This is a genomic window from Mycobacteroides franklinii, assembly GCF_002013895.1.
GTDB lineage: Bacteria > Actinomycetota > Actinomycetes > Mycobacteriales > Mycobacteriaceae > Mycobacterium > Mycobacterium franklinii.
This window is the reverse complement of the sequence record NZ_MAFQ01000003.1, coordinates 275,215-301,304: the sequence shown is the minus strand read 5'-3', so window position 1 is coordinate 301,304 and position 26,090 is coordinate 275,215. Positions and strand designations below refer to the sequence as shown.

General features: G+C 63.6%; 24 protein-coding genes and 2 pseudogenes. 17 read left to right on the top strand and 9 right to left on the bottom strand.

The features are described from left to right. Nucleotides 1-46: 46 nt before the first annotated feature. Nucleotides 47-457 (bottom strand): hypothetical protein, encoded by a 411-nt coding sequence (locus B4393_RS05340; RefSeq protein WP_078333228.1) that lies wholly within the window; start codon nucleotides 455-457, stop codon nucleotides 47-49. Then, nucleotides 447-2,582 carry a hypothetical protein gene (locus tag B4393_RS05335; protein WP_078333227.1) on the bottom strand — a complete coding sequence of 712 codons (2,136 nt, stop codon included), beginning with the start codon at nucleotides 2,580-2,582 and terminating at the stop codon, nucleotides 447-449. Before B4393_RS05335 ends, B4393_RS05340 begins: the two co-directional genes overlap by 11 nt. 166 nt (nucleotides 2,583-2,748) lie before the next feature. Between B4393_RS05335 and B4393_RS28035 the strand changes: the two are divergent. The 3 genes and pseudogenes from B4393_RS28035 to B4393_RS05325 form a co-directional block, all read left to right on the top strand. Further along, a pseudogene (locus B4393_RS28035) lies at nucleotides 2,749-2,856 on the top strand (DUF2510 domain-containing protein); the annotation flags it as partial. Nucleotides 2,857-3,147: 291 nt separating this feature from the next. Further along, nucleotides 3,148-3,612 (top strand): hypothetical protein, encoded by a 465-nt coding sequence (locus B4393_RS28030; protein WP_236743118.1) that lies wholly within the window; start codon nucleotides 3,148-3,150, stop codon nucleotides 3,610-3,612. Then, the gene (locus B4393_RS05325; protein ID WP_078333225.1) at nucleotides 3,613-6,738 is read left to right on the top strand and encodes an ATP-binding protein; all 3,126 of its coding nucleotides are present in this window, start codon (nucleotides 3,613-3,615) and stop codon (nucleotides 6,736-6,738) included. Between the two features lie 214 nt (nucleotides 6,739-6,952). On the opposite strand, the gene B4393_RS05320 is transcribed toward B4393_RS05325, so the two are convergent. Then, a complete protein-coding gene (locus B4393_RS05320) occupies nucleotides 6,953-7,231 on the bottom strand; it encodes a hypothetical protein (RefSeq protein ID WP_078333224.1) in 279 nt (92 codons plus the stop codon). A gap of 276 nt (nucleotides 7,232-7,507) precedes the next feature. Here B4393_RS05320 and B4393_RS05315 point away from each other — a divergent pair, with 276 nt between their 5' ends. After that, entirely contained in the window at nucleotides 7,508-9,256 is a 1,749-nt protein-coding gene (locus B4393_RS05315; protein ID WP_078333223.1) for a hypothetical protein, read from the top strand. Between the two features lie 17 nt (nucleotides 9,257-9,273). Here the strand turns inward: B4393_RS05315 and B4393_RS05310 are convergent, their stop codons facing one another. Further along, nucleotides 9,274-10,767 carry a toll/interleukin-1 receptor domain-containing protein gene (locus tag B4393_RS05310; protein ID WP_157901267.1) on the bottom strand — a complete coding sequence of 498 codons (1,494 nt, stop codon included), beginning with the start codon at nucleotides 10,765-10,767 and terminating at the stop codon, nucleotides 9,274-9,276. 175 nt (nucleotides 10,768-10,942) lie between these two features. On the opposite strand from B4393_RS05310, the gene B4393_RS05305 reads away from it, so the two are divergent. Then, nucleotides 10,943-13,018 (top strand): M13 family metallopeptidase, encoded by a 2,076-nt coding sequence (locus tag B4393_RS05305; protein WP_109558397.1) that lies wholly within the window; start codon nucleotides 10,943-10,945, stop codon nucleotides 13,016-13,018. 27 nt (nucleotides 13,019-13,045) lie between these two features. On the opposite strand, the gene B4393_RS05300 is transcribed toward B4393_RS05305, so the two are convergent. Beyond that, nucleotides 13,046-13,417, bottom strand: coding sequence for a nitroreductase family deazaflavin-dependent oxidoreductase (locus tag B4393_RS05300; RefSeq protein ID WP_078333221.1), 372 nt, complete (start codon nucleotides 13,415-13,417; stop codon nucleotides 13,046-13,048). A 21-nt stretch (nucleotides 13,418-13,438) separates the two neighbouring features. Here B4393_RS05300 and B4393_RS05295 point away from each other — a divergent pair, with 21 nt between their 5' ends. The 8 genes from B4393_RS05295 to B4393_RS05260 all read left to right on the top strand — a co-directional run bounded on the left by B4393_RS05295 (nucleotide 13,439) and on the right by B4393_RS05260 (nucleotide 21,406). After that, nucleotides 13,439-13,828, top strand: coding sequence for a nitroreductase family deazaflavin-dependent oxidoreductase (locus B4393_RS05295; protein ID WP_078280680.1), 390 nt, complete (start codon nucleotides 13,439-13,441; stop codon nucleotides 13,826-13,828). A 52-nt stretch (nucleotides 13,829-13,880) separates the two neighbouring features. Beyond that, nucleotides 13,881-15,185 carry a glutamate-1-semialdehyde 2,1-aminomutase gene (hemL, locus tag B4393_RS05290; RefSeq protein WP_078333347.1) on the top strand — a complete coding sequence of 435 codons (1,305 nt, stop codon included), beginning with the start codon at nucleotides 13,881-13,883 and terminating at the stop codon, nucleotides 15,183-15,185. Nucleotides 15,186-15,214: 29 nt separating this feature from the next. Then, nucleotides 15,215-15,793, top strand: a complete 579-nt coding sequence (locus B4393_RS05285; RefSeq protein WP_078333348.1) for a histidine phosphatase family protein — start codon at nucleotides 15,215-15,217, stop codon at nucleotides 15,791-15,793. Between the two features lie 3 nt (nucleotides 15,794-15,796). After that, nucleotides 15,797-16,408 (top strand): TlpA disulfide reductase family protein, encoded by a 612-nt coding sequence (locus tag B4393_RS05280; protein WP_078333220.1) that lies wholly within the window; start codon nucleotides 15,797-15,799, stop codon nucleotides 16,406-16,408. Beyond that, nucleotides 16,405-17,196 carry a cytochrome c biogenesis CcdA family protein gene (locus tag B4393_RS05275; RefSeq protein WP_078333219.1) on the top strand — a complete coding sequence of 264 codons (792 nt, stop codon included), beginning with the start codon at nucleotides 16,405-16,407 and terminating at the stop codon, nucleotides 17,194-17,196. The genes B4393_RS05280 and B4393_RS05275 overlap by 4 nt, the downstream gene beginning before the upstream one ends. Next, a complete protein-coding gene (resB, locus tag B4393_RS05270) occupies nucleotides 17,196-18,803 on the top strand; it encodes a cytochrome c biogenesis protein ResB (protein WP_078333218.1) in 1,608 nt (535 codons plus the stop codon). Before B4393_RS05275 ends, resB begins: the two co-directional genes overlap by 1 nt. Next, entirely contained in the window at nucleotides 18,800-19,774 is a 975-nt protein-coding gene (gene ccsB, locus B4393_RS05265; RefSeq protein ID WP_078333217.1) for a c-type cytochrome biogenesis protein CcsB, read from the top strand. The genes resB and ccsB overlap by 4 nt, the downstream gene beginning before the upstream one ends. 237 nt (nucleotides 19,775-20,011) lie before the next feature. Beyond that, complete coding sequence (locus B4393_RS05260) at nucleotides 20,012-21,406, top strand: MinD/ParA family ATP-binding protein (RefSeq protein ID WP_070939267.1); 1,395 nt, start codon at nucleotides 20,012-20,014, stop codon at nucleotides 21,404-21,406. A 32-nt stretch (nucleotides 21,407-21,438) separates the two neighbouring features. On the opposite strand, the gene B4393_RS27140 is transcribed toward B4393_RS05260, so the two are convergent. Further along, nucleotides 21,439-21,600, bottom strand: coding sequence for a hypothetical protein (locus tag B4393_RS27140; protein WP_099051365.1), 162 nt, complete (start codon nucleotides 21,598-21,600; stop codon nucleotides 21,439-21,441). A gap of 90 nt (nucleotides 21,601-21,690) precedes the next feature. On the opposite strand from B4393_RS27140, the gene B4393_RS05255 reads away from it, so the two are divergent. From B4393_RS05255 to B4393_RS05245, 3 genes are all read left to right on the top strand, one after another. Continuing rightward, nucleotides 21,691-21,999, top strand: coding sequence for a DUF4229 domain-containing protein (locus B4393_RS05255; RefSeq protein ID WP_078333216.1), 309 nt, complete (start codon nucleotides 21,691-21,693; stop codon nucleotides 21,997-21,999). A gap of 106 nt (nucleotides 22,000-22,105) precedes the next feature. Then, nucleotides 22,106-22,327, top strand: coding sequence for an HTH domain-containing protein (locus B4393_RS05250; RefSeq protein WP_078280828.1), 222 nt, complete (start codon nucleotides 22,106-22,108; stop codon nucleotides 22,325-22,327). Nucleotides 22,328-22,333: 6 nt separating this feature from the next. Then, nucleotides 22,334-22,915, top strand: coding sequence for a Clp protease N-terminal domain-containing protein (locus B4393_RS05245; RefSeq protein WP_078333346.1), 582 nt, complete (start codon nucleotides 22,334-22,336; stop codon nucleotides 22,913-22,915). Here B4393_RS05245 and B4393_RS05240 read toward each other — a convergent pair. Beyond that, entirely contained in the window at nucleotides 22,912-23,784 is an 873-nt protein-coding gene (locus B4393_RS05240) for a 1,4-dihydroxy-2-naphthoate polyprenyltransferase (protein ID WP_078333215.1), read from the bottom strand. The two genes, B4393_RS05245 and B4393_RS05240, sit on opposite strands and share 4 nt — an antisense overlap. Nucleotides 23,785-23,827: 43 nt before the next feature. After that, nucleotides 23,828-24,448 (bottom strand): annotated as a pseudogene (locus B4393_RS05235) (superoxide dismutase). 324 nt (nucleotides 24,449-24,772) lie between these two features. On the opposite strand from B4393_RS05235, the gene B4393_RS05230 reads away from it, so the two are divergent. Beyond that, the gene (locus B4393_RS05230) at nucleotides 24,773-25,546 is read left to right on the top strand and encodes an S-methyl-5'-thioadenosine phosphorylase (protein ID WP_078333214.1); all 774 of its coding nucleotides are present in this window, start codon (nucleotides 24,773-24,775) and stop codon (nucleotides 25,544-25,546) included. On the opposite strand, the gene B4393_RS05225 is transcribed toward B4393_RS05230, so the two are convergent. Continuing rightward, on the bottom strand, nucleotides 25,543-26,040 hold the full coding sequence (locus B4393_RS05225) for a pyridoxamine 5'-phosphate oxidase family protein (RefSeq protein ID WP_078333213.1): 498 nt from the start codon (nucleotides 26,038-26,040) through the stop codon (nucleotides 25,543-25,545). The two genes, B4393_RS05230 and B4393_RS05225, sit on opposite strands and share 4 nt — an antisense overlap. Nucleotides 26,041-26,090: the final 50 nt, after the last annotated feature.

The window sequence follows — 26,090 nt, the reverse complement described above, 5'->3', positions numbered from 1 at the left end:
TCCTGCTCTCAGTGAAACCCGCCACAGTGTGAGGCGTGGTCTGCGGCTATCCCGGCGGTTGGCTGATGTCCGCGTCGAGCGGACCTTCGTAGGTAGTCCGAAATTGGTTGGCCGGCACCACCCACTGTTCGCCGTTCTCGCCCCGCAGAATCCAGTCGCCGACGTGGGCAACGGCCTTGCCCTCCAACGTCTCCGTCACTTCTCGCCGCGTGGCAGTGCGGGCCAACACCGTTCCTGCCCGCCGGTACCGCTGCGGACCGACCTGCTCGTGGGTTCTTTCAAACACTCCCGCCGCTACCGATCGCTCGTTGCCGCTGTCGTCGGTGACTGCCCAGTCGCCCGGCTGGGCCTCCATCTGGTCGCCGTGTGGGGTCGTCCAGCGCCACGCGCGTGAAAGCTTTTTGGCGGTGACCTCGCCGCGCCGGCGATAGCAATTCCAGACTGAATCAGCCGACATCGTCCGACCTCACCTCTACCTGCCGCTTTAGCACCGGCCGGTATCCGAGACATCGCAGGTTGATCAGAGTGCTCGCAAGGCTGCGTTGCGCGTCCAGCACGAACCCCGGGTGCTTCTCCATGTCACTCCATGGCAGGAGCTTGTCGTGGCTGTTGTGGTCGTCGTCGCGAATTGCCGCGTACTTCCATCCCGCGCCCCGGTAAAAGCGGTACCAGTCCTCATGCTCGGCTTTGATCATTCGCATGACGGTCGCTTCCTCGAACCCCAGGATTTCGAGGCGTCGCAGCGGGTCCAACGCATCGAAGCCGGGCGGGAGTGGTTCTGCCGGACCGCTCTCGAAACTGTTCCAAGTGTGATCGCCGTAGGTCTCCACGATCCACAAGGCGTTGAGCACTTGACGCCGGTTCGAACTCTTCAAGAAGGGATCGAGCTCCACCCAGGGTTTCGTGGCGCGTCGGGTTCGGTCTTTGCCTCTGCTGTAGTGCTCGTGTATCAACTCGGCCGCACGCTCCCATGCGTCGTGTGGTGCGCCCTGGTCGAGTTCCATGTTGATCGGAAAACTGAGAAGGCTTCCCGCAAGCGAAAAGTCGGTGAAGGTTGTGGACACCGCTGATGCTAGATACAGGCGTAGGTCTGGGAATCGTGCAGTGAGCCGGATGCCTTCTGTTTCCATTGCGGGGTCGCTGAAGACAACCACGTGTGCCGGAGGGTCCTGCCGGATGTATTCGGTGATCTCATCGACGGAGGGCTCGGCGTTGTGCGCTATCACCGGCAGTGCCGAATTCGCCGGAGTCAGCATGCTTTGCCACATTCGGTGGTCATCGACGAAGCTCTGGGCGCCTCTGGCGAAGATGACCACCCGGGCCGGCAATACGATCCGATCGTTGGGATCCAGTTCTAGTTCGCGCTGTGACTGCGAAAGTGCGGAGGCTATCGCGTACGTAAGCGGAGATAGCCCGCACAGCACAACCGTTTGCGGAGCGTCGGTTTCGGGGCGCGCTAGCGTCATGTGCCGGACAAGCTTGGCTGCGGTCGCCTCGAAGCGGCCCACCGCATCGGCCGCCCAGCGGCGATCACTGTGCGCTAAGAGTCTGCGACGTACTACCTCTGCCTGCCACGGATTGTCGATACGCACGGTTACCGGCAACCGCACACGCTCGGATCGCTGGCCGCCGACTTCGGCGTTAATCACGTTGAAACGCTTAAGGTTCTGCACCGGATCCGCTGAGAGCAGATACAGCCGATCAAGCCGGTTCCATATATGCAGACGCGGTAGGGCCTGTGGATCATCCAGATTGACGACTCGCACCCGGGCGCCGATATCGCGTACCGCGTGAGCCGCCGTTGTGTCCGAATCGCCGGTGAGCACAACGAGGCTCTCCCGGGGCGACATGGTGCGAGCGATCGCCCGGACCATCGGCACCGCGTCGTCGTCCAGGCCTACGACTGCCGTCAAGGCGCGCGCCCGCCAAACGGCGAGACGATCGCGTTCCGCGCGGAGAAAGGTCAGGGCCGCGGCCAGCGCGGTGCCCAGCGTCGTCCCAATAGCGAGTAGCCGCGCAAAGTCCAATGCGACAGGTACTGTTTGGCACGAGCTTCCCGCGCCGTCAGGGTCCTGATACTCGCCCGCGAACAACGCCACTGTCCATGTCAATGGTGCGAAGAACGGCGCGTGGGCACCATGGCAGCCCCAGTAAGCGCTCATGCCCAAGGCGAACGCCGAGGCTGCCGCTGCTGAGAGCAGCACCAGCGGTGGGCCGTCGAAAAGTGTTGTCCCGCTAAGCCAACGTACGCCGAAACCCAGCGTGGGGAGTGCCAAGACCGCAGCAATCGTAGCCAGCGCCCCTGAGCCGGGTGTGCCGAACCAGCTAAACCATGAGATGCCTTCGAATATCCCAGGTTTCAGCGCTTTCAGGCATAGGAAGATGATCGCGGTGACGAAGCACGTGTCCAGCAGCAATTCAACGATCGACGTCCACCGGCGTGCCACGACTGGCCGCCGGCGTCGCGCCGTCCGGAGGAAGAACGGCCTCCGAAGCTTGTCGTCGGCGGGCGCATGCACCGATAAATTCTCGCGCACTGTTGCCGAATTGATGTGCAGTTGGAAAACGAAATGGGTGTGCACCTAACGCCTTCAGCGCGCAGTGGCCTACAGGTTGATTTGCGGGAAACTAGAGGACGATATTCGTGGAGGGTTGAGAGAAAGTAGGGTACACAACTTCGCCCGCAATGCTTATTGCGGTCATAAAATACGTTCTGCGAACGCACGTCAGGACAGCGAGGCGCATGCCATGACAGATAAATCTCAATCAGGGCGGCGGCAGGGTTGGTACGCCGATCCTTCTGACGATGCGTTGCTGCGGTGGTGGGACGGGGATCGGTGGACCGATTCGACAACGCCACGCCCCGGTTCTGCAGGCCCTCGATCGACGGTAGATCGTCCGATGCGCAACGACGGCGGCCGGCCACGTCTTGATCGATCCGAGGAATGGACTGGCACGGTAGACCAGCCACCTTTGTACCCCACTGGGGTCAGCAATCTGCATAACCCTTCGCGTGGTTCGGACAGCCCGTACATAGCGCCCGCGCCCAGAAGTCGCGTCGACGCCGAGACATCGTCCGGCCGGCAAGTCGTGATTCGTGGCTCCGCCCGGGCGGTGCAACAGCGCTCCGTCGGAAGCCAAACGGCCATGGAAATCTTGACGTTTCGCGTTGAACGCTACGACCCGGCAGGCAACCGGCTCGCGCCGGTTCCCGTGGAGTTGGGAGGCATGCAGTGGAGCGGAAGCCGAATATCAGGGCAGATCAGTGACGGAGACGAGGTTGAGGTTCGCGGCCAATGGCGGGGTGGGAATCTCCGGGCCGACACGGTCATCAACCTCTCGACCGGAGCGCACGTTCAGGGACGGTCGGGTTGGCAAGAGCTGACCGAATCCATCTCGCCGGATGGCCGGAAGAGGATCCGCAGAGGATTTGTGATCGTGCTGGCGGCGATCGTCACCGTGATCGTTGTGGTCATTACCGTGTTCGTGTTGTTGGTTCGCCATGCTGATTCCACGTTTGATCGCGAGCGGGATGACCAGCTCAAGAATTGGTGCCTGAACATCAGGGACGCCGGTATGAAGCTGCCCCACGAGTGTGACGGGGTCATTTGAGTGGCGACCGAATCCGTCACGACTGCGAAAGTCGACTATCTGCAACGCTGCGGGGAATCGCCGCAAGCGCCGAATGCCCCGTACACGGTTGGCGATCCGGCATCGCGGCGGATGCTTCATGTACGGGGGATCTCGCGCCCCGATAAGGACACGCTCCGTGCGCCGAAGCCGGTGTCTTCGCCGAACTCCGATCCTTGGCGGCCGACAACCGCCGAACTGATCACCGGACTGTACGGCTACCGGATTCCGCTTGCTTACACGGTGCGGGGATCGCCGCACGGCGTCCAGGTCTATATCGGTACCTGGCCTACAAATCATGAGGAGGATCCGGCCTCCGACGATGCGCAAATCGGCATCATGGGGTCCGTTCTACGTGGCCTCTACCCGGCGATCGATCTTCTCGAAGCATTGCCCGAACGGTCGGCATGGCGAAGCGGCGGACTGGCGTTGGGAGTCCCGGCGCCGGCCGGCATCAATGAGATCGATGGAGCCGCGCCGATCGACCAGGTCATCCGTTCGATGAGCGGATCGGAGTGGGCGATCCAGGTGCTGGCACAACCAATGTCGGAACGTGGCATTGCGGGACAACGCCAAGCCATCCTCAATGAGATGCGCACGGTGATGGCTGCTGCCAAGAACGAAGCCGCTCCGAGTCCGCTGGCCGATCATTATGTGGAGTTGCTCAAGGCGGGGCTGGTGGCGACGAGTGACGGGATGGCAACAGGCGCTTGGCGTACGGCGGTTTACCTTCTGGGAGACGACGAGAGCTATCCACGCCTGGCCAGCGCATGGCGAAGCGTGATGTCTGGTGCCAAGTCCCTGCCGGAACCGGTCCGTACCATCGATCTCGACCAAGTGTGCGACCTGGCAAACATGTGGGCCCTACCGGACACCGCGGGAGCGCTGGGCCCTGGACACTACCGCCGGCCGTTTGAACACCAGACGCTGCTGTCATCGGCGCAACTAGCCGCGTGCGTTCATCTGCCAGAGCTCGAAACTCCCGGATACACCACCGACTTCGCTGCCCGATTCGACCTTGTTCCCGGGACGGCCCAACAAGATTCGTCTTGCGTCCCGCTCGGGCGTGTGCTGCAACACCGGCAGCCCACCAGCGCCACCTACGATGTTGGGCTGGATACGCTCACCCGCCATGCATTCATCGCCGGTGTCACTGGCTCAGGAAAGACCAACACGGTCTTCTACTTGCTTCAACAGCTCGCGGAAAAAGGGGTGCCGTTCCTCGTCATCGAACCCACTAAGTCTGAGTACCGTTCACTTGTGGACGATCCGCTGATCGGACCTCACTTGCAGGTGTTCACATTGGGTGACGAGACAGTATCTCCATTGCGGCTGAACCCCTTCGAATTTCCTCCCGGAGTATCCGTTGGCGTGCATCTCGATCTGCTCCGGTCGGTGTTCAACGTGAGCTTCGGAATGTGGACGCCGCTGCCTCAGGTGCTCGAAACCTGTTTGTATCGAATCTATGAAGACCGTGGTTGGGACATTACTACCAACCGAAATCGACGTCTGGACAACATGTCTGGTCGATCATTGTCATTTCCAACGCTCGCGGATCTCGCCGCGAAGGTCGACGAGGTCGCCGGTCAGCTTGGATACGACAAGGAAGTCGAAAACAACATTCGCGCCGCACTCGGCACGCGGCTCAACAGTCTTCGTGTGGGCGGTAAGGGGCGAATGCTCGATGTCCAGCGCTCTCTGTCGATCGAGGCATTGGTACAGCGGCCGACGGTCCTGGAGCTGGAGGGGATGGGTGACGACGATGACAAGGCATTTGTCATGGGACTGTTCATGATTGGCCTTGCCGAGCATCTGCGCGGTATTGGCGCCCATGACGGGATTCGTCATCTGCTCATCGTCGAAGAAGCCCACCGCTTGCTTGCCGGCACGGGCGGCCCAGTCGTGCAGCGCGAGGAATCCGGGGGCGACGTGCGGGGTAAAGCAGTCGAGACATTTGCCAACTTGATCTCCGAAATCCGGGCCTATGGGCAGGGACTGGTCATCGTCGACCAGGTGCCGTCGAAGCTCGCTCCTGACGTTGTGAAGAATACGAACCTCAAACTTGTGCATCGCATCGTCGCCAGCGACGACCGGGCGACGCTTGCCTCGGCCATGGTGATGAACGAGAATCAGGCGCGTGCCCTGGCCACGTTCAGGCCCGGCCAGGCAGCGGTGTTCGCCGACGGAGACGACGCGCCGCTGCTCTTGCAGGTGCCTGAGGCTAAGCGTCCGGTAGGCGATCTGCGCGACAAAGAGCGCATCCGAAGCCGCATACGCGCGTCGACCGAACTGTTGCGCGCTCACCAGGGCGGGGCACTGTTCTATCCGCGTACGTTCTGCGCCTCAACATGCGCGGATGCGCCCGAAGTGTGCGCAGTCGCGCGAGAGCTCGCCGAAGATGTCTACGTGCAAAGGACTTTCGCGAGGGTGGTGTTGGCGGCGGTCGAGCAGATCGGTGCGCTTGACCGTCTCTGGCCGGATGTCATTGCCTCGATCGACGCACGCCGTCCGCGCTACGTCGACGCGGGGGCGCTGCAGCGAGCGCTCGCGGGCCACCTCGCTGACTGGTTCGCTCAGCGACGCGGAGCCCAGGAAAATTGGAACTACTCAGACACCGCGGACTACTCGGACCGTCTCCGCGCAGTGCTTCTCGACAAACTGCAAGGTACAGATGACCAGGTGACCGCACAGCTGCGGGGCAGTCTTCACGAGATCGCACACCGGCTTGCGGCCCGCTCCCTCGACCCGTATCCGTTGTGCGGCAAGGTGTGTGACCAGGTGCCGCCGCAATGTCTGTACCGTGCCGCTGTTGCCGATGTGGTCGCCAGTGGCCGCTACGAGGACGCCTGGTACGCGGCGGACGAGACAGATGCGCGGTCGGAAGATGGTGCGCGCGAAGAGACTTGGCAGGTGTGTCAGGACGCCGCTTACGAGATCACAGAGTTTCCCGATGAAGGCGCTCCAGCCGATGTCGCCCAACACATCGTGGCCAACGCCAAACGCGTGTGCATGTGTTTCGCACAGCAGATGCTCGTCGCCGACACACGCAAGTCGATCAGAACAAGTCGGCGGATCCTCGACCGGATCGTCGCCGAAGCGGAGCTGTAGAGCCTGGAAACGAGGGCCTGGCATGGTGAGGATCAAGAGCGACGGTCGCCTTGAAACGCCGAAAGAGGAGCTGGATCGCAAACGGCGGGAAGCCAGTTCTGGTGGCGGCAGTGGAAGCTCCCGCGGCGGTATGGGTGGCAGCAGTTCAGGCGGTGGCGGAGGTGGTTCCTCCAACCGATCGTACGGTGAGGACCGCTCGTCGGATTGCGGCTCATCAAGCGGTGCGTCCTATCGCGGTACTGACACGGCATCCCGTGCTGAACGTGGCGACCAACTGGGCGACGGGATAAAAGGTGAGCGCACGCTGCAGTGCGGCGGGGACGGCAGCCAACCCGGAGTCGGCAATGAGCGAGGTGAGGCTGGCCGGCGTGACGATGGCCGGGTAGGGAAGCCTGCGGATGCTGGCAAGAGCGGGAGCCCGGACAGGCCGCGGGACGTTTCGATTCAGACGCGGGAGCGTGGCGCCGACCTTGGGCAGCGGCGGCCGGAGCAAGCGCAGCGCGGCAACGCCGAGGCAACTGCCGCACCGGCAACGGCGAGTCGGCCGGATTTGACTCGTCGTACGGGTACCGCGGAGGCAGGGAAGGCAGCCACGGGGGCATCCGCCACTGAGAGCCGGGTCAGTGGTCCTGGAACCACGGACGTCGGCAGGGTTGATCAGCCCCACGCGGTTACCTCGATGCCACAGGACAGAGCAAAGGTAGAGGGTGCTGCGGCTAGGCCGTCGCTTTCCGACAGAAGCACCGGACAACCCGCCATTCCCCGTGGAATGAGCCGGAACGAGATGCGGGAACCGCAGTCGAAGGAGCGAATTAATCCGACGGCGATCGACGTCAATGTCAAACAGCCGGCAGTCGATTGGGTCGGCCACGGCCCGAACGGTCAGGTGCCGAAGGAGTCGCGATCGGAAACTACTGAAAAGAGCGGGAAGGTCCGAGTATCCCGTGAAATCACGGGCGGCGAGTGGCAGCAATTGAAAAGTCTTGACCCCACTGCCAAGACTCCACTGGAAACTCGTATTCAACGCGAGGTTCACAAGGCGTACAAGAAGTTTGACGCAGTGTTGGAGGCCGGTCAGTCGTCAGCGACTCGGACGCAGGCCGACGGAACCAAATTGAATGTCACACTCACGAAGCCGGATGGGCTTGCGATTTATGTCGAGGTGCCTAGATTTGAGAGCCTCGGCGCGTCAGATAAACGTGGATTGCAGCAGACCGCCGAGCAACAGCTGAACAGCGATCTCGCGGGATACCAGGGCGGCAATCTGCAGAATCGAACTATCCAGGATGTTCCGGTCCGTGTTGTCGTTACCGGGCCCCCGCCTGAGCATGTTGCGGCAGGGGCCACAACGCCCAAGTCGGCTGTTGAGCAGCGCCGGCCCGCGGTGGAACAACCGAAGGTCATTATTAGGACTGAGACGGGGAACGTTGTCACGACCGAGGCAGGGAACACCGAGACAGGGAACAAGGACACTAAATCCGGTGGCGTCCGAGAAACGGTCAAGCCTGCCGAAGGTGTGATGGCACCTCGGACAACCGGGGAGATCGATAACCCGCGATCATCCGAGGCGACCAAGGGAGGCGTTGAAGGCCTCGCCTTGGCGCTCCACCAGGCCCAAATCCAGAATCTTGAACACGCCGAGCGATTCAAGGCGGAGAAGGCAGTCAATGAGTTGATGCCAGAGGTCCGACGATTACAGACCGCCGGCAATTGGGTCGCCATCCATGCAGGTGTGTCGGAGCCGAGAACGCACGACTTCGGGAACCCCGTGTTCACGACTGCGGATCAGATCCGAAAGTTTGAAGGCGCTTACATTGTTTCGGGCTCCAGCCGCGCGGATGTCGTCAGGCCACCGATGGAGTACCGCGCTGCAGATCCCGGTCCGGACCGCGAAGTATCGCGAGATATCCAAGAACGCATGGAGACACGGGCCTTCCGTGACGTCGTGGTCGAGGTGTACGAGCCCCGGCAACAAATGCCAGTCACCGAATCGAATCGAACGGACGCACCGCCACGGAACGTTGTGGATGTTACGTCGGACAAGCAGTTCGTTGCCGCCTACGACACCGCGCGTGGGAACGGTGACCGCGTCAGTGCCGGCACGCGTGCGATTCAGATGTATGAAGCAATCCAACGCGGCGAACATGTCTTCGGGCGCACAACCGTTCGAGTTGGCGACACCGAGCTGCGGATGTCCGATAGTGTGCGCAGCACAGTAGAAGGACCACGTCAACTATTTGCCCAGTCTGCGGTAGCCGGCAGAATTGAACGCTTGCGCAACGAAATCGAGAACCTTCAGCCCCATGTGAACGAGCGCACTGGGGGCTTCTTCAGGAGCGGAACGCTCAGTGGGCACGAGCTCGACAACGCCCGGGCTCACCTTTCCGCTGCGGAAGGCTATAGCAGAGACAACAAGTTTGGACTGGCGTCCGAATCGTTGAGGTCGGGCGGTTGGGAGCTGGACGGGGTTCGTGAGCAGATCTACATATCGGATTACGGTACTAAGCCGCCACATTGACGCAGGGATGCGCCCAGTCAACGTGGTGTTTGCTTGATCGGGCGATTGGGCCGGACGCGCTGGTACATCACGATCGCGGCCACCAGCAAGATTGCGTTCTGCACGATCAACACCGCATCGGCTTCGGGAGCGCGTTGATCGTCAACTTTGGCGATGTACGACAGAATCGCTTCCAGCACACCGCAAAATCCCCACACCGCCAGTATTGGTGCCCAGGCGGCGCGCGTGGATGCGAAAACAGCGAATCCGAACGCGATTCCGACGAGTGCGGCCACGCCTAGCAAGAGGGGATACCCGTACACGCGCATAAGGTCGATTCCCGGGTCGGCTATACACGTGGGTGTGCACTTGCCCGCACTTATTGCGGTCAACACCACGATGTCGTTGATGACATGGACCACCATGATCGGCGCCATGAACCAGCCCACCGGGGCGGCGTTGGGGGAGAACAACTTTGCGCTCCACGCCAAAACGCTGAACGCTATACCGATAAGGATCCGTGAGATTGTCTGCCAATACCACACGCTGATGCCGTAGTCGTATCCCGAGCTGAGTGCTCGGATGGGTGGTATCGCTCCCGTGATCGCTGCCATCACGAGCAGCGTCGCCGGCAGTGCGGTCGTCCACTCGCCGGAGAGGGGTCGATGTGGGTCCGGTTTCGGACGAGGTATCGGCGCTGGCCGTGGTTTTGGAAGGGGCATGACCGTCGGGGCCGACGGGGCTTTCTCGCCGTTGCGGGTAGGCGGCGGAATATGGTTGAACGGCTGTCCTTTTGGCGGGGCGACGGCGTCGTCAACAAATCGTTGAGGCGAATGTGGTGCTGCCCGCGAGGGTGTGTGAACCTTCCCGCGTACCTCGTCATGGAGTTGTTTCAACACACCGATCGTGCGGTCTACGTCGGCGTAGAGGTCGGACCGGCTGCCCAATCGATCGAGGATTGCGCGTCCTGCTTGTCGCTCCTCGGGGTCGAGGGATCGAAGGGGCGGATCCAACCTCGCAAGGATCTGCCGCTGTTCCTCGTGGCTGAGGGCGTGCGGCGAGGACAGCTTTTCCACGAGATCGGTGAGGTAGGACAGGGGGGCCGCCGGTGGTTGCGGCATCGGGTGGGGAAGCGGTGGTGCGGGTGGCAGGCTCAACAAACCGCCACCAAGCTTTCGGGCGGCGCGGTCCCGTTCCTCCGGGTTGGAGTAGTCGACGATCTGACGGCTCAAGATGCGCCGCGGAAGCGCGGGCGACGGTCGCTCCAATGCGACGGGTAGGACGGATTTGCCGAGATTCTCTGCCCAATCGAATTCGCGTGCGCATGCACCAGAATTCAACGATTCGTGCGAAACAACCGGAATGAACACATCACAATCCGCGATCCGGCGCAGGATTTCCTGCCACCAATCTTGGCCGCCGTGCAGAGACGAGTCGACCCATGTCTGGCAGTTGAGCTCGGTCAGGTGCTCGACCAACTGATCGACGTCGGGCTTGTTAGCCCGGGCGTACGAGATGAATACTTTCCGCACGACCCACCACCTACAGGCGAAGTTGCACGTCAAGTATGCCCCACGGGTCACGCAAATAGACCGAGATTAGGAAGGGGGTAGGTATCGATCATGGGTCGTCCGGAATCACGTGGGATTCGCGGGGGATTTCAGGGGCGGGCTCGACGCGGTGGCTCAGATAGGCAAAATGGGGGGCATGCCTCTGAGTCGATCCGCCGGTGTGGCGGCGTTAGTGCTGGCCGTGTCCCTCTCCGGGTGTACCCGCGACCAGCCCACCGCGCCGGTAGCGTCGAACGCGCCCATTCCCACATTCGACAACGCGCAGCTGAGCATGCGTTTTGCCGCGTGCGCCGATCTCAACGGGTTTGTGAACGCCAAGTGGATCGATGAGGCCACCATCCCCGCGGACAAGGCCAGCTACGGCAGCTTCGACATGCTGGCCGACGAGTCCCGCAAGGTTCAGCACGAGATCGTCGACGGTGCGGTCTCGGGGCTTGGTACCGCCGATCATGAGTCGGTCAATTATCAGGTCGGTCTGCTGTACCGGACCGCCACCGACGACGCGAAGCTGGATGCGGCCGGATATGACCCCATCCGTCCGACGCTCGCCGCGATCGATCAGATCAAGACTCCCGAGGACCTTGCCGCCTTTTTGGCCGCCGACGCTGCCACCGGACAGCATCTGGTGTTCGGTTTCGAGGCCGGTGCCGACTACGCCAACGCCACCGAGCAGATCGGCTATGCCCGGGCCGACGCGCTGGGCATGCCCGCCAAGGACTACTACACCGATCCGAAGTATGCGTCGGTGTTCGACGCGTACCGCACGTACATCGCTTCGACCTTCGGCTCGATCGGAGCCGATCAAGAGGTAGCCAAGGCTCGTACCGAACAGGTGGCCTCGCTCGAATCTGCGCTGGCGGCAGCGACATTGAGCCCGGTGCAACAACGTGATCCGGCCAACCAGTACAAGCTGGTCACGGTTGCGCAAGCTGATGCGTTGACACCGCATTTCGAATGGGGCGCCTACCTGAAGGCGCAGGGAGCCCCGGAGGCCAGGTCGTTCTCGCTGGCCGAGACCGAGTTCTTCACGACATTCGATCGGCTGCTCGCCACCACCGATCTGGACACCTGGAAGTCGTACCTGACCTTCCATGCGGTGCATCGGTCGGCCAACGCGTTGTCGAAGACATTCCGCGACAACGCTTTTACATTCAAGTCGGCGCTCACCGGCACAACGGCGCAGAAGGCGCGCTGGGAGCAGGGGCTTGAGATCGTCAACAAGCTGATCGGCCCGGCACTGGGTCAGCTGTACGTGGAGCGGATGTTCAGCGATGGCGACAAGCGATCCGCCACCGAGATGGTGGGCAATGTGAAGGAGGCGTTGCGCAAACGCATCGAGGCCGTCGACTGGATGAGCCCGCAGACCAAGCTTGCCGCAAAGAGCAAGTGGGACAAGCTGATCCTCAAGGTGGGATTCCCCGACAAGAACCGCGATTTCTCGAAGCTGAAGCTGGGCGGCGATAACTTCTACACCGACCGGGCCGCCGCGCTGAAGTTCGACTACGACTTCGAGATGGCCAAGATCGGGCGCCCTACCGATCGGTCGCTGTGGGGGATGACCCCGCAGACGGTCAACGCCCAGTACGACCCCACCGAGAACAGCATCACCATTCCCGCGGCGATCCTGCAGGCGCCGTTCTACGACACCAAGGGAGATCCGGCGTTCAACTACGGCGGTATCGGTGCCGTGATCGGCCACGAGTTCACCCACGCGTTCGATGACGAGGGCAGCCAGTTCGACGGCGAGGGGAACCGGGTCAACTGGTGGACACCGAACGATCGCGAGGAGTTCGACAAGCGTGCCAACCGGCTGGTGGAGCAGTTCAACGCTTACGCGCCGATTCCGGGCCGTCCCGACCTACACGTCGACGGCAGGCTGACCCTGGGCGAGAACATCGCCGACCTGGGCGGCGTCAACACCGCGTACGACGCACTGGTCGCCGAACTGGCGAAGAAGAACGATGCCGACAAGGCCAGCGGCATTGTCGGGTTCAACGAGAAGCAGCGGTTCTTCCTGAACTACGCACGGATCTGGCGTGACAAACAGCGACCCGAGGCGGCCATCACCCAGCTGGCCAGCGATCCGCATTCTCCGCCGGCGCTGCGGATCAACGGAGTGGTGCCGAATGTCGCACCGTTCGCAACCGAATTCGGTTGCCTGGCAGGCGATCCCATGGTGAACGCGCCGGACAAGTTCGTGAAGATCTGGTAGACGCAGGTCTACCAGCGCAGAGAAGGGCTAGGCGTAGGTCAGCAGCACGGCCTGCTCGAACGGGAGCTTCCCGAATGCGCGGCTCTTGACCAGTGCCGCCGCCTGATCCCGGCTGACCACCCGCGGATTGACGACATCGTGGGTCTTCCCGCGACGCACGATGCGACCGCCGCCGGAGGCCTGCAAGTTCTTGAGCCAATCCCGGTCGGGGCCGTAGGTCAGCAGGATGGCGACGCCGTCGGGCGTCTTGAACGCGGTGACCGGCGTCCGGAACTCCTTGCCGGACTTGCGGCCCTTGTGCTCGATGATCGCGAAGCTCGGGGCCCAGCCCGCCCACAGCCGCTGGACCGGGTTGGTGACGTACTTGTTGAAGCGCGCGACCGATTGCGGTATCTGCATACCACCATCAAACTGTGATCCATGGCATACCTCAAGCCCCCATGGTTCGTGAAAAACATCTTCAACAAGGTCGCGATGGTTGCCAATATCGGCGAGACGCTGACCATCACCAAACGGGTCAGCGGAGAGCCTCAGCAGATCCCGGTTGCCACCGTGGACGTTGACGGCATCAAGTACGTGGTCTCCACCCGGGGCGAGAGCCAATGGGTCAAGAACATCAGGGCAAACCCGCAGGTGACGTTGACCGTCAAGGGCGCCAGCACCGTGTACACGGCCACCGAGGTCCCGGTAGCCGACCGTGCGCCCATCATCGCCGCCTACAAGCCCAAGGCGGGAAAGGTTGTCGACGGCTATTTCGCGCAGTTGCCCGACGACGCCGATCACCCGACATTTGCGTTGACACCTGCCTGATCCACTACACCCTGTAGTGGACGATTTGGCATCAGCTGAGACACTGGATGCCGTGCCTGACGAGACGCCCAACTCCACACGTCTGTTCGCCGACGCCTCGGCCGTTATCCCAGGTGGAGTGAACTCGCCGGTACGTGCCTTCGCTGCCGTGGGCGGCGTCCCGCGGTTCATCAAATCCGGCGCCGGATGCTGGCTCACCGATGTCGACGACAACCGGTACGCGGACCTGGTCTGCTCCTGGGGGCCGCTGATCCTTGGCCACGCACACCCCGCGGTGGTGGAGGCCGTCCGTGAAGCCGCGCTTACGGGGTTGTCCTACGGCGCGCCCGTCGAGGGTGAGATCGATCTCGCGCGCGAGATCATCGATCGCGTCGAGCCGGTACAAAAGGTGCGTCTGGTCAACTCCGGCACCGAGGCCACCATGAGTGCGGTGCGCCTGGCCCGCGGATTCACCGGCCGGACCAAGATCATCAAGTTCGCCGGGTGCTACCACGGTCATGCCGACGCCTTGCTGGCCGATGCGGGGTCCGGGGTGGCCACCTTCGGCCTGCCCTCCTCGCCCGGGGTCACCGGAGCCTCGGCGGCCGACACAATCGTGTTGCCGTACAACGATATCGGTGCTGTGGCCCGTATCTTCGCCGAAGAGGGCGATCAGATCGCGGCTGTCATCACCGAGGCCGCGGCGGGGAACATGGGCACGGTTGCACCTGCCCCGGATTTCAACGCCGGACTGCGGCGCATCACCGAAAACCATGGCGCCCTGCTCATCATGGACGAGGTGATGACCGGTTTCCGGGTCAGCCGTTCGGGTTGGTACGGCATCGATCAGGTGGCCGGCGATCTGGTCACGTTCGGCAAGGTGATGAGCGGTGGCATGCCCGCCGCGGCGTTTGGCGGTCGCGCCGACATCATGGACCGGCTGGCGCCGCTGGGCCCGGTGTATCAAGCGGGCACGCTGTCCGGCAATCCGATCGCGGTCGCGGCCGGGCTCGCCTCGTTGCGCGCAGCGGACGCGAAAGCCTATGAGACGCTTGATCGTAACGCTGACGCGATTATCGCGCTGCTCACCGCCTCCCTGGATGCCGAGGGTGTGGCGCACCAGATCGGCCGCGCCGGCAGCATGTTCAGTGTCTTCTTCGGTGCCGAACCGGTACAGGACTTCCAGAGTGCCAAGGCCACCGAAACCTGGCGCTACCCCGCGTTTTTCCATGCACTGCTAAGCCGTGGCGTGTACCCCCCGGCGAGTGCGTTTGAGACCTGGTTCGTTTCCACCGCCCTCGACGACGAGGCGTTCGACCGTATCGCCGACGCGTTGCCCGCCGCCGCTCGCGCCGCGGCGTCTGTTGAGGAGAACTGACTGTGACGACCCGCACCATCGTTCATTTGATGCGCCATGGCGAGGTACACAACCCGGAAGGCATTCTGTACGGCCGGCTACCGAATTTCCGGCTGTCGGACAAGGGGCAGGGACAGGCCGCGAAGGTGGCAGAGTCGCTGCGAGGCAATGCGATCACCGCTGTGGTCGCCTCGCCGCTGCTGCGTGCCCAGCAGACGGCCACACCGATCGCCGACGCTCACGGGCTCGCCATCGTCACCGACGACGACCTCATCGAGGCCGGTAACTCCTTCGAGGGCATGAAGGTGTCGGTGGGCGACGGCGCGCTACGCGACCCCCGCAACTGGTGGAAGCTCCGGGATCCGTTCACTCCCTCCTGGGGAGAGTCCTACCGCGACATCGCATCCCGGATGACGGCGGCGATCGATCGGGCGCGGGCGCGTGCCGAAGGCTCCGAGGTGGTGTGTGTCAGCCATCAGCTGCCGGTCTGGACTGCGCGCCAGTACCTGCTCGGCAAGAAGTTGTGGCACGACCCGCGTAAGCGCCAATGCAATGTCGCGTCGCTCACCTCGCTCGTGTTCGACGGGGAAGAGTTGGCCGACGTCGTGTACTCGGAACCGGCGGGGTAACGAGTGCGACTTTTGGTCGCGGCGATGGCCGCGCTGGCTCTGTTCATCACCGCGTGTTCCACCGGTGATGACGCGGTGGCGCGCGGTGGCCAGTTCCAATTCGTCTCACCCGGCGGCAAGACCGATATCTTCTACGACCCGCCGCAAACTCGTCAGACACCCGGGCCGATAGCCGGGCCGAGCTTGCTGGATCCGGCAAAGACGCTGTCGCTCAATGATTTCGCCGGCAAGGTCGTCGTCATCAATGTGTGGGGGCAGTGGTGTGGTCCCTGTCGTTCGGAGTTCTCGGCCCTGGAAGAGGTCTATCGGGCCACCCATGCTCAGGGGGTGGACTTCCTCGGTATCAACGTCCGGGACAACGAGATCACCAAGGCGCAGGACTTCGTGACCGATCGCCAGGTGCCGTATCCGTCCATCTACGACCCGTCGATGCGCACACTCATCGCGTTCGGCAGGAAGTTCCCGACGGGGGCGATCCCCGCGACCCTGGTGCTGGACCGTGAGCACCGGGTGGCGGCGGTGTTCCTGCGCGAGCTGCTGACCCAAGATCTGCGGCCCGTGGTGCAGCGCGTGGCACAAGAATCAGCGAAAGAGCCTGCGGGGGATGTGAAGTGATTCTCGCCGATGCCGGCTCCGCGTTTCAGGACGCGGCGACCAGCGGACCGCTGCTGCTGGCGCTGGGCGCCTGCGCGCTCGCCGGGCTGGTGTCGTTCGCATCGCCGTGCGTGATTCCGCTGGTGCCGGGATACCTGTCCTATCTGGCCGCGGTGGTGGGCGCCGACGACAGACCGGCGAACGGGGCCGACACTCGATCCCATCGGTTGCGTGTCACGGGATCTGCGCTGCTGTTCGTCGCCGGGTTCACCGCGGTGTTCCTGTTGGGCACGGTGGCCGTGATGGGAATGACGACCACGCTGATCACCAATCAGGTGCTGCTGCAGCGCATCGGCGGGGTGGTCACCATCGCGATGGGCCTGGTGTTCATCGGCCTGGTGCCGGCCCTGCAGCGTGATTTCCGGTTCACGCCACGCCGCGTCTCGACGGTGGCCGGTGCGCCGCTGCTGGGCGCGGTGTTCGCGCTCGGGTGGACGCCGTGTCTGGGGCCGACCCTGACCGGGGTGGTCGCGGTGGCATCGGCCACCGAGGGTGCCGATGTGGCGCGCGGGATAGCGCTGGTGATTGCCTACTGCCTGGGGCTCGGAATCCCGTTCCTGCTGCTGGCCTTCGGATCGGCGCGCGCGGTACGCGGTATGGACTGGCTGCGGCGGCACACCCGGACCATCCAGATCATCGGCGGTATCGCGCTGTTGGCCGTCGGGGTGGCGCTGGTGACCGGCGTGTGGGCTGACTTCGTCGCCTGGGTGCGCGATTCATTCGTTTCGGACGCGAGGTTGCCCATCTGATGATGATCGCGAAGCGTCTCCTCGCCTATGCGCGCAACACCTGGCGGGGCTTGACTTCCATGGGCACCGCGCTGGCGCTGTTGGTGCTGCTCGCGCTCGGCGCGATACCCGGTGCGATGCTGCCGCAACGCGCACTCAATCAGGCCAAGGTCGACGAGTATCTGACCGAACACTCGACCATCGGTCCGTGGCTGGATCGCGTGCAGGCCTTCGACGTGTTCTCCAGCTTCTGGTTTACCGCGATCTACGTTCTGCTGTTCGTCTCGCTGGTGGGATGCATCATTCCCCGGACCGTCGAGCACGCCAAGGCCCTTCGCGCGCAGCCGGTTCCGGTGCCCCGGAACCTGGGACGGTTGCCCAAGCACGCAGAACGGACCGTGACCGCGGACCAGGAGCAGCTGGCCGCGGTCATTTCCGGCCGGCTTCGTGGTTGGCGCAAGAGCATCCGGGTCAAGGACGAGATCACCGAAATCTCGGCGGAGAAGGGCTATCTGCGCGAGGTCGGGAACCTGGTCTTCCACCTGTCCCTGGTGGGACTGTTGGTCGCGTTCGCGGTCGGCAAGCTCTTCGGATACGAGGGCAACGTCATCGTTGTCGCCAACAACGGTCCAGGATTCTGCTCGTCATCGCCGGCGGCCTTCGACTCGTTCCGGGCCGGCAACACCGTCGACGGCACCAACCTGGATCCGGTCTGCGTCAAGGTCAAGGATTTCAAGGCCACGTACCTTGCCTCCGGACAGGCGCATTCCTTCGAATCGAACATCGAGTTCCAGGCCGGAGACGACCTGCAGAACAATGTGTGGCGGCCGGATCGGCTGGCCATGAACCATCCGCTGCGCGTCAACGGCAACCGTGTCTACCTGCTCGGTTACGGCTACGCGCCCACGTTCACGGTCACCTTCCCGGACGGACGTTCACGCAGCGAGACCATCCAATGGCGACCGGATGACCCCACCACACTGCTGTCCTCGGGAGCCGTGCGCATCGATCCGCCGGCCGGTACCTACCCGGATCCCAATGTGCGTCGCAAGAATCAAATCGCCATCCAGGGGTTGTTCGCACCCACCGAACAACTGCACGGCACTCTGCTTTCCTCGAGCTTCCCGGAGATGCGCAAGCCCGCGGTGGCCATCAACATCTATCGGGGGGACACCGGGCTGGACTCGGGACGGGCGCAGTCGATCTTCGAGCTCGATCCCCGCATGATCGAACAGAAGCGCCTCAATCAGGTCGCGCGCGCCAACCTGCTGCCCGGGCAGTCGGTCAAGCTCAATGACGGCACGATCGTCAAGTTCGACGGCGCCGTCAACTTCGTGAATCTGCAGGTGTCGCGTGATCCCGCCCAACTGTGGGTGCTGATCTTCGCGCTGACCATGATGGCGGGTCTGGTGGTGTCGCTCGTCATCAAGCGTCGCCGGGTTTGGGCGCGGCTGACCCCGGGCGCCGCCGCGGGTACGGTAAACGTCGAGCTGGGAGGGCTGGCGCGCACCGACAGCTCCGGCTGGGGCGACGAGTTTGAGCGGTTGTGCGATCGCTGCCTTGAGGGCTTCCCCCCGCTGGGCGCAGCCGGGGCCGGCAACGGCCACAACGATGAGGATGCCGAATGAATTCGACCAATATCGACGTGAATCTGGCCAAGTTCTCCGACTACGCCTTCACGTCGGCGATCGTGGTGATGGTCGGTGCGCTGGTGCTGTTGGCCATCGAGTTGGCCTACCGGCAGAGCAACAAGACCGCCCAGCGTGAGCTGGTCAGCTCCGGTGGTGAGGTGGTGTCCGCCGATCAGAATCAGCCGGGTCTGGTAGTGCCGCAGGGCAAGCGTCCGCTCGCCGAGCGGGTGGGTGGCTCCGGGTTGGCCCTGGTCTACCTGGGCATCGGGCTGCTGTTGCTGTGCATCGTGCTGCGCGGCGTGGCGACCACCCGGGTGCCCTGGGGCAACATGTACGAGTTCATCAACCTGACGTGTGCGTGTGGCCTGGTGACGGCGGCGGTAGTGCTGCGGCCGCGCGCCAACGGCGCAGAGGGGCGCCGGGCGCTCTGGGTCTTCGTGCTGATTCCGGTGCTCATCCTGCTCACGGTGTCCGGGCGGTACCTCTACACCTATGCCGCCCCGGTGATGCCGGCGCTGCAGTCGTACTGGCTGCCCATTCACGTCTCCGTGGTGAGCCTCGGATCGGGTGTCTTCCTGGTCGCCGGGGTGGCAAGCATCCTGTTCTTGGTCAAGATGTACCTGCCCGACAACCCATTTGTTCAGCGGTTGCCCGACGCTCAGGCCCTGGACCGGTTGGCATATCGGACCACCATCTTCGGCTTTCCCATCTTCGGATTCGGCGTGATCTTCGGTGCCATCTGGGCCGAGGAGGCGTGGGGGAGGTTCTGGGCATGGGACCCCAAGGAAACCGTCTCCTTCGTTGCCTGGGTTATCTACGCCGCGTACCTGCACGCACGATCCACCGCCGGCTGGCGGGACAAGAGGGCCGCGTGGATCAACGTCGCCGGATTCGTGGCGATGGTGTTCAACCTGTTCTTCGTCAACCTGGTGACGGTTGGTCTTCACTCGTACGCTGGTGTGAGCTAACGAACTGTTCCGCCAGATCGGTTCATCACACCTGCGATAGGGTGCGATGCTGAGTCGTTCCGAACACTTGTTCCGAACGCTCCGTGTCCGAACTGCACATCCAACCAATGCATTGGGGGATCGATGTCTGACTATCCCGCGCACCGCGCGCCGGATGGACCGTCGCCATACGCCGACGAGGCGCAGGGTGGACCAACGGCCCCGCCGTGGGCAGCTCAGGAGCCTGCGCAGCCGGTGATGTACGGCCAGAGCACGCCGCAGCAGCCCCATGAGATGACCCAGCAATTCCAGGCGGTCCCGTTCCAGGATCCGTTTGCGCCACAGCAGGACATCGCGGGCCTGGGACACGATCCTTCGGTGCCTTCGCTGAACACCCTGGGTGGTTCGTTCGCGCCGCTCGATTTCACGCCGTCGGGTGGGCATGAGAGCGCCGACCCCACCGCGATCGGAGCGGCAGGGTCGTCGGCCGGCGCGGGAGGTTTCCGGGCCGACAACCGATTCAGTGACTCCGCTGAGCAGCCCCAACAACAGACGCCGTTCACGGCTGATCGCTGGGGCGGCGACACTCCCGCCACTGGCATCCCGCAGCAGGCCCAGCAGCCTCCCGTCGGCGGCTCCCGGTACTACACCCCGGTCGGCGGCCAGCAGACCGGAATCGGTGCCCAGATCCGGCCCGAGCTACCGCCGTCCTCGCGTGACCTGTCTACCTCCGCGTTGCTGCGCCCGCACAAGCCGGCGCCGTCCGCGGGGTGGCGTAAGACCGTCTACCGCGCATCTTTCGGGACGATCAACCTCGGTGAGGGCACCAAGAAGACAGAGGAAAACGACCTCGTCGCCCAGGTGAACCAGCCGCTGCAGGGCTGCTACAAGATCGCTCTGCTGAGCCTCAAGGGCGGTGTCGGCAAGACCACCGTCACCGCAACCCTGGGTGCTACCTTCGCGTCCATCCGCGGTGACCGCGTCATCGCCGTCGACGCCAACCCGGACCGTGGCACGCTGAGCCAGAAGGTGCCGCTGGAAACCCCGGCGACCGTGCGTCACCTGTTGCGGGACGCCAACTCGATCCAGCGCTACAGCGATGTTCGCAGCTACACCTCGCAGGGGCCGAGCCGCCTCGAGGTGCTCGCGTCGGAAAGTGATCCGGCCGTATCCGAGGCGTTCAGCGCCGAGGATTACTCGCGCACCCTGGAGATTCTTGAGCGCTTCTACAGCGTCGTGCTCACCGACTGCGGCACCGGGCTCATGCATTCAGCCATGTCATCGGTGCTGGAGCAGGCGGACACGCTGGTGGTCATCAGCTCCGGCTCGGTGGACGGTGCCCGCAGCGCGTCGGCGACCCTGGACTGGCTGGACGCCCATGGGCATCGCGAGCTGGTGCGCCGTTCGGTCGCGGTGATCAACGCGGTGCGTCCACGTTCGGGCAAGGTCGACATGCAGAAGGTCGTCGATCACTTCTCGCGGCGGTGCCGTGCGGTGCGTTTGGTGCCGTTCGACCCGCACCTGGAAGAGGGCGCCGAGATCAGCCTGGACCGGCTTCGGCCGCCGACGCGGCGCGCGCTCATCGAGTTGGCCGCTGTCGTGGCGCAGGGATTCACCGGTACGCAGCGTCAACAGCAGACGTTCCAGGGCTAGAGGCGTTGTGCGGCCTATCGGGCCGCATAACGTCAGTGTTCGGACGGATCGTCCCTGCTGATGCGCCAGAGAAATTCGGGATCGTCGTCGGGGCCGGTCACGCGAGTCTGCGGACGGGTCGGGACCGACTGGCTGATTCGCCACCCGGCGTAGACCAGCGCGCCGAGTACGACCGCGATGAGCACGTAATACACAAGAAAATCCTTCTGAAAGCCTCCTGAACAACTAACTCCGAATATACGCGCGGCCAAGGTTGGTGTTCGGCGCAGCGATAGGGTGGTGACGTGGCTGAACGGTCGCCGGGGAGCCGGCTCGCTATCGACATCGCGTTGTACACCTTGGCGCGGTTGGGTCTCGCGGTCGTCTTGACGCTTGTCATTTTCTGGCTGGCCCGGCTCATCGGGTATGAGGACTTTCCGTTGGCCATCGCGATCCTGTTCGCGTTGATCATTGCGCTGCCGTTGGGGATGGCGGTGTTCGCCCCGCTGCGCCGTCGAGTGACCGCCAGCATTGCCGTTGTCGATGAGCGGCGCCGGGCCGACCGTGCCGATCTGCAGGCGCGGTTGCGCGGCGAAAAGCCGAAAGACTCCTAACTCACTCTCCGCCGACGCGCCGTCTCGTGGCGGGGCTGTATCGAAGGTCGCCGTGGCGTGTCAACTTTTCTTGACACATTGAAGTTGTCAATCTATGTTGACAGGTATGAGTGACCTCGCGGCGGCCAATCTGGACGACGCCGTCAGCAGTACCGACCCAGCTGTGGGCCTGCGGGCGGTGCAGGCCCTGCGGCGTCTGTGTGAACGGCTGGAAGCGATCCACGTGACCAATGCCCGCAATCAGGGGTGGAGCTGGCAGGCGATCGCCGAGGCACTCGAAGTGAGCCGTCAGGCAGTGCACCAGAAATACAACCGCGTGAGGAAGTGAGTGGCCATGTTCGAGAAGTTCCAGAAGTCGGCGAAGGTCGCGGTGGTGCTCTCGCAGGAAGAGGCCCGCGAGATGGACGAATCACGCATCGGGGCCGAGCATGTCCTGGTGGGTGTGCTGGACAGCGCCGGCGGACCGCTCTCCGCGCTGCTGAGTGAATACGGACTGACGGCAGATGGTGTGCGTGACCGGCTCCGCGCCGGATCCGCGCAGCCGCCGTTGGACGAGGAGGACGCCGAGGCGCTCAAGGCGATCGGCATCGATCTGTCTCAGGTGCGCGAGAGTGTTTCGAAAGTCTTTGGCCCGCAGGCCTTCGACGAGGCTTTCGCAAAATCGGGGCGCCGCAAGGGACGCGTCCGTGGCTGGCGTCCGTTCGGGATGATCCCGTTCAACTCATCGGCCAAGAAGTGCCTGGAGCTGGCGCTGCGGGAGGCCATTGCGCACAAGGACAACTGGATCGGATGCGAGCACATGGTGCTGGGTATCTTGCGTGGCGGTGACCCGGTCGCGCTGGCCGTCATCACCGAGCGGGTACCCGCCGACGAACTACGGCACGCCGTGGTGGGCCTGCTCGATCAGGCCGCCTAGCTCAGCCAGGCGAGCGCCAAGGCGGTGAGAATCGCCCAGCCGAGCATGGCCAGTCCGGTATCGCGCAGCGTCGGGATCAGTGCCGGCCCTTGTGCTTTCGTTACCACCGGCCGGGCGGCCTTGGCCATCAGGGGCAACATCACAAGCCCCAGCAGGTGCCATGGGTGACTGAAGCCCAGTCCGATGCTGACCAGAACCGGGACCGCGAGCAGGGCCGGGAACAGGATTCGGGTGCGGGCATCGCCCAGCCGGACGGCCAGGGTGATCTTCCCCGACTCGCGATCGGTGGGGATATCGCGCAGATTGTTGGCGACGAGTACGGCACTGGAGAAGCTGCCAATGGCCACCGCCAGCGCAATCCCGGTGGGGCTGATCGCCAAGATCTGTACGTACTCGGTGCCCAGCACCGCCACCAGCCCAAAGAACACAAATACCGCGATCTCACCAAAACCGCTGTATCCGTAAGGTTTCGAGCCGCCGGTGTAGAACCATGCCCCGGCGACGCACGCCGCCCCGACGGCCACCAGCCACCATGCGGTGGTGACGGCCAGCGCCACACCCGCTACCGCACCCAGCGTCAGGAAGGCGATGGCGACGGCCTTGACCGCCGACGGCGACGCCAGCCGGGAGCCCACCAGGCGCAGCGGGCCCACTCTGTCGTCATCGGTGCCGCGGATACCGTCCGAATAGTCGTTGGCGAAGTTGACCCCGATGATCATGCAGACCGACACGGCCAACGCGAGAAGCGCTTTCCACCAGACGGCCGAGTCGGCCGCGGCCGCGGCACCGGTGCCCGCGATGACGGGTGCCACCGCGTTCGGCCAGGTGCGGGGGCGAGAACCTTCGATCCACTGCGCGATGCTGGCCATGTGGCAAATCCTGCCATGGAGCGACCTGGGCGTCCCGGGCGCGCTAGGGGAAGATCAGGCCGGGTGTCTTGGATACCGCTGCCGCGAAACGTGCCTGGACATCGGGCCAGTTCACCACGTTCCAGAATGCCTTGATGTAGTCGGCCTTGACGTTCTTGTACTGCAGGTAATAGGCGTGCTCGAAGACATCGAGGCCCAGTAGCGGAACGGTGCCGAATGGCACGTTGGACTGCTGGTCGTACATCTGGAAGGTGAGCAGCCTTTTCCCCAGAGTGTCGTACCCCAGCCACGCCCAGCCGGAGCCTTGCACCGCGCTGGCCACCGCTGAGAACTGGTCGCGGAACTTGTCGAATCCGCCGAATTGCTGATCGAGGGCACTGGCCAGCTCACCCTGTGGTTTGTCGCCGCCGTCCGGGCGACAGGTTCTTCCACCAAATCGAATGGTTCGCGTGTGCCCGCCGAGATTGAAGGCGAGGTTCTTCTCGAGTAGCACGATGGCCGCGTTGTCGCCTTTCTCGCGCGCCTGGGCGAGCTGTTCCACGGCTTCGTTGGCGCCCTTCACGTAGGCGGCGTGATGTTTGTCGTGGTGCAGTTGGTTGATTTCGCCGGAGATATGCGGCTCGAGAGCTGAATAATCCCAGTCGAGATTCGGTAATTGATACACGCCGCTCGTCTCCTTTGTTGGGGCTGTTTCCTCGTGGGACTGGCCGGTGCACGACGCGAGTGCGAGGGCGCCCGCGGATGCGGCCGCCATCACCAAGAATTGCCTTCGATGTAGTTGATACTCAATCGAATTCACGACTCCACGGTAATCGCGGTGGGCGTTTCTTCAAGGCCCGTTGTGTGAATCTGTCGAATTCGGGAGATCCCCGGTTTCTGCGAATTCTCTCGGGAACTATCTCGGCCATTTGTACGACGAATTCAATGCGGAGTGTGTTCTCTCACCCCCAGATGGATTGGGGCTCAGACGATAAACGACAATAGCGGCATGCTGGCGGTGATAGGTGGAAGCGGTTTCTATTCGTTCTTCGACAAACCGGTGCGGACCGTCACCCCGACGACGCCGTACGGTCAGCCCAGCGCACCCATCACGATCGGGCTGGTGGGGGAGCGGGAGGTGGCGTTTCTGCCGCGGCACGGGAGCCGTCACGAGTTCTCGCCGCACACCGTGCCGTACCGCGCGAACATGTGGGCGTTGCGGGCGCTGGGTGTGCGCAGGGTCTTCGCGCCCTGTGCGGTGGGCAGTCTCACCGCCGATCTAGGACCCGGTGCCATCGTGGTGCCCGATCAGCTGGTGGATCGCACCAGCGGACGCGAGCAGACCTACTTCGACAGCGGCGGCATCCATGTCGAGTTCGCCGACCCGTACTGCCCCGAGCTACGCGGGGTGTCCCTGCAACCGGGCGCCGTCGATGGCGGCACCATGGTGGTGGTGCAGGGGCCGAGATTCTCGACGCGTGCGGAAAGCCGTTGGTATGCGTCACAGGGCTTCACCCTGGTCAACATGACCGGCTATCCCGAGGCAGTGCTGGCCCGTGAACTCGAAATCTGCTACGCCGCAATCGCCTTGGTCACCGATCTGGACGCCGGTGTCGAGCACGGTCAGGGCGTTCGGGCGGTGGACGTATTCGCCGAGTTCGAGCGGAACATCGGCGGATTCAAGGAGCTGGTGCGCACCGCGGTCACCGCGACGGAATCCGTCCAGACGTGCGGGCACTGTCGCGCGCATGAGGGCGTCACGCTCCCCATCGAGCTTCCCTAAGGGGTGTAGCGGGTCTGTCCGTGCGGGTTTTTGGTGAAGGAGAGAACCTTTGACGCCGTCACCCGGTACACCATGGCGAACTGGTCACCTTCCCCGAATCCGCCCTCGCTCGGCCTGAATTTCCAGTCCTCGCCGTACTTTTCGAAATAGGCATCGGCGAGGTTCTGCAGTGCGGCCGTGTCGACCACACGTTCCGCGGTGCCCTCGACGACGACGTCGTGCCCCTGGTTCCAGGTATTCACGCCGGTGGCGATCGTCACCGCGGTATTCGATTCCAGATTGCGGGCCTTCTGCTCGGTGGGGCCGGTGCAGAACGCGAACGAGTCCTGCTGCCATAGGCCCACGAGCGGGGTCATATGCGGGCTGCCGTCGGAGCGCACGGTGCCGATCCAGTACAGCTCGGCGGCGGCCAGCAGCGCCGACACCTCGCACCAGGCGGGCGCGCCGGCGCCGGGCTCGCTGAACCGCTGATCAAGACGGGAGGTAAGGGTCATGCGGATACAGACCCGACCCGGCGTCAGGATTCATCGCGGGTACCGTAACG

Coding starts and splice junctions, on each gene's coding strand:
- B4393_RS05340 (WP_078333228.1), bottom strand. CDS start 457: ATGTCGGCTGATTCAGTCTGGAATTGCTATCGCCGGCGCGGCGAGGTC.
- B4393_RS28030 (WP_236743118.1), top strand. CDS start 3,148: ATGGAAATCTTGACGTTTCGCGTTGAACGCTACGACCCGGCAGGCAAC.
- B4393_RS05315 (WP_078333223.1), top strand. CDS start 7,508: ATGAGCCGGAACGAGATGCGGGAACCGCAGTCGAAGGAGCGAATTAAT.
- B4393_RS05305 (WP_109558397.1), top strand. CDS start 10,943: ATGCCTCTGAGTCGATCCGCCGGTGTGGCGGCGTTAGTGCTGGCCGTG.
- B4393_RS05300 (WP_078333221.1), bottom strand. CDS start 13,417: ATGCAGATACCGCAATCGGTCGCGCGCTTCAACAAGTACGTCACCAAC.
- B4393_RS05295 (WP_078280680.1), top strand. CDS start 13,439: ATGGCATACCTCAAGCCCCCATGGTTCGTGAAAAACATCTTCAACAAG.
- B4393_RS05285 (WP_078333348.1), top strand. CDS start 15,215: ATGCGCCATGGCGAGGTACACAACCCGGAAGGCATTCTGTACGGCCGG.
- resB (WP_078333218.1), top strand. CDS start 17,196: ATGATGATCGCGAAGCGTCTCCTCGCCTATGCGCGCAACACCTGGCGG.
- ccsB (WP_078333217.1), top strand. CDS start 18,800: ATGAATTCGACCAATATCGACGTGAATCTGGCCAAGTTCTCCGACTAC.
- B4393_RS05260 (WP_070939267.1), top strand. CDS start 20,012: ATGTACGGCCAGAGCACGCCGCAGCAGCCCCATGAGATGACCCAGCAA.
- B4393_RS05250 (WP_078280828.1), top strand. CDS start 22,106: ATGAGTGACCTCGCGGCGGCCAATCTGGACGACGCCGTCAGCAGTACC.
- B4393_RS05245 (WP_078333346.1), top strand. CDS start 22,334: ATGTTCGAGAAGTTCCAGAAGTCGGCGAAGGTCGCGGTGGTGCTCTCG.
- B4393_RS05240 (WP_078333215.1), bottom strand. CDS start 23,784: ATGGCCAGCATCGCGCAGTGGATCGAAGGTTCTCGCCCCCGCACCTGG.
- B4393_RS05230 (WP_078333214.1), top strand. CDS start 24,773: ATGCTGGCGGTGATAGGTGGAAGCGGTTTCTATTCGTTCTTCGACAAA.
- B4393_RS05225 (WP_078333213.1), bottom strand. CDS start 26,040: ATGACCCTTACCTCCCGTCTTGATCAGCGGTTCAGCGAGCCCGGCGCC.